Here is a 3,245-nt window from a genome sequence, read left to right on the forward strand (position 1 = left end):
CATTACCATGAAATATATCAAAACCATAAAAACAATAGTACTATTGCTAAGTACGTGTTTTGCATTTGCACAAGAATTACCAAATATTTTGCCCCCTTCACCAGAAGCAGCATCAGTTTTTAAATCTACAGAAATTCCAGTTTCACTACATACAGGTGTACCTAATATTTCCGTTCCATTGTTTGAGATAAAAACCAAGGGTGTTAGTATTCCTATAACAATAAATTATAATTCAAGAGGAATTCAAGTTTCAGAAATTGCTTCTCGAGTAGGTATGGGATGGAGTTTAAATTACGGAGGTATGATTTCTAGACAAATTAGAGGAAAAGCTGATGAAGATGGTTATGGTTATTTAACGAATATAAGTTCTACAAATTCTTTTTTTACAGATTATGCAACAAGGGTAGGAGTATACAATACATATGTAAATGTACCTGATTATGACTTTACACCAGATCAATTTTTTTATAATGTTAATAATTTGAGTGGAAAATTTGTTTTAGATCAAAGAGATGGAAAGGCAGTCATACAAAAATTTAGCAATATTAAAATAGATTATGCAAATGATGGTAAAATAAAAAGTTTTATTGTTATAGATGATAATGGTAACAAATATTATTTTGGTTATTCTAAAGATGGTAGTCGATTTGCAGCAGATAGAGATAGAAACATGGAGAGTATTTCTTATCCTGAAATAGGTTCTCCATTTATTAATAATACTTCTCAAGATAGTTTTTACAATACTTGGCATTTAATGACTATTGAAACTAATGCAAAGGAATTGATAGAATTTTATTATCAATTAGAATCAACTGTTCATTATAGACGTTCATTTGATGAACCAGAAGATGGATTAAACACATACATTAGTCATTTTTCAAAAATAATTAGTGATCAATACAATATTCAAGAAATACAGTATAATCAAGGGAAAATAGTTTTTACAAATTCTTTAAATGCTAGAGAAGATTTAAGAAATGGAACTTACATTAAAGAAATAACATTGTATGATAAATTAAATACTAAAATTAAAGGCTATACTTTTAAATATAGCTATAAAGTTAGTGCAAATGATAATAATCAGCTAAATTATCTAAAAACAATCGAGCCTGAATCAAGTAAGCGATTGTTTTTAGATCAATTATATGAAAAAAACAATGCTACAGATTCTTTACCTGGGTATACATTTACTTATAGTAAAACCAAACTTCCAAATAAACATTCTAATTCGCAAGATTATTGGGGATATTATAATGGTAAAAATAATGGGCAGTTTTTAAAATTTTATTATGCAGAAGTAGGGAGTCGAGCTGTAGATACAATTAAAAGTGAAGCAGGATTATTAAAGAAAATTACTTATCCTACAGGAGGAATGACCACATTTGAATTTGAACATAATGTAGTGAAAAATGTTTTTCCAAATAGATTGGTTTTTCAATCACCCAACCCATTAACAGATTATTCCATTTTTTTAACGCATTTAGATTATAATACAAATTATGCAAATGGTGCTTTTACTAAATACTTCTCGGTAGGTGATAACTTAATTGGATCATTAAATTACAGTGTAGATTTTGATGATACTACGGGTTGTAGTGCTTCTGGGAATACCTTTGAATGTAAATTTTTAGTATCTCTTAAAAATTTGCAAACGAATATAACCTATCAACTTTTTTTAGGGGAACATACAGCGAATTTGTCTGCCGGTAATTACGTACTTACTGTAGATCCAATTGATAATAATTACGACCCTATTGAAATGGGAAATGGATTTGGAGTAGATTTATTCTGGAAAGAAGAAATTGCAGATCCGAGTCAATTATTATTTGCTGGTGGCAAACGTATTAAAAAAATTGAATATAATGAAAATGCGACTAATGTTAGTTTTGTTAAAACATATAATTATAGCGATACTGTAACAGGAGTTACAAGTGGTTATTTATTTGGTTTACCAAGTTTTTATAGCTTAAATCCTATGTATTCTTCAGAAGGGTTTCAGGTTTATGAACCTTATGGTGCTGTCCCAGGTAGTGTTTTAAGTACTTACCAAGGTAGTAGTATCGGTTATGAAACTGTAACTGAATATTTTGGGGAAAATAATAATAATACTGGTAAAAGTATGCATAAATTTTCTATGACACCAGATACTGGTTTGTATTATGAATTTCCATATCACCTTCCAACTGATAACGAATGGTTAAGAGGACAAGAATTAGAAGTAACGCATTTTAAAAAGCAAATCAGCGGTTATGCTCCAGTTAAAAAGATAGAAAACAAATATCTATATGGAGATTATTTGTTTGAAGAAGAGCCTGGTGTTGAACCTCATTCGACTCCAGCTATCTTTAATCCTATTCCTATTGAAAAATTTTTAACTGAAAATATGACTGTTGAGAGTCTTAAATATTTAAAGAATGAAAGAATCTTTCGATTGCCAATACCTATATTTAATAAAAAAGATACTATTGTAACGACCGTCAGTGTTCACCCTATAACAGGAGATACTATCAGGACACAAACAAATCAAGAAAGATATACATACAAAACCTACCATTTAACTGGTGGAACAGTGGACTTATTATCTAGTAAAATAACCGATTATTTAGAAAACGAGGTAGTGGAAACTACTACTACTTACGATTATGATTATAACGAACACTACAATTTAGCTAAAACAACTAATACCAATTCGTTAGGAGAAATCTTAGAAACTCAATATTATTATCCTTTAGATTCTGAAATGAGTACCAAACCAGTTGTGAATGATTTGAAAAACAAAAATATGGTGGGTATGCCTTTAGTAGTGCAATCCTATAATGGAACTGAGAAAACGTCTGAAGTAGAAACCATTTATAAAAACTGGAATAATACTTTATTAGCTCCAGAAATTATAAAAACCTCTAACGGAGCACTTGCTTTAGAAAATAGAGTGAAATATAATCTTGTGGATGATACTAATGGCAATCCTTTAGAAGTGCAACAAGAAGATGGCATACCGATTACTTATATTTGGGGGTATAATAAAACGCAACCTATAGCCAAAATAGAAAATGCAACCTATGCTCAAGTTCAACAATATGAAGCGAATTTGCAAACGCTATCTAATGGTACTAATGAAACAAATTTAAACACCGCTTTAGATAATTTAAGAGCAGCTTTACCTAATGCTATGGTAACTACTTATACGTATAAGCCTTCTGTAGGAGTTAGCACCATTACGGATCCGAAAGGGAATCGTATTAGTT

Annotated in this window: 1 protein-coding gene; it reads left to right on the top strand. The window is 30.0% G+C overall.

Annotated elements, in window-relative coordinates; translation table 11 throughout:
• Positions 1 to 7: 7 nt before the first annotated feature.
• Positions 8 to 3,245 (top strand): hypothetical protein (locus NHF47_RS17175; protein WP_252766142.1); only part of this gene is annotated, 3,238 nt, incomplete at its 3' end.

The organism is Flavobacterium sp. NRK F7 (genome assembly GCF_024054195.1).
Classification (GTDB): Bacteria; Bacteroidota; Bacteroidia; order Flavobacteriales; family Flavobacteriaceae; genus Flavobacterium.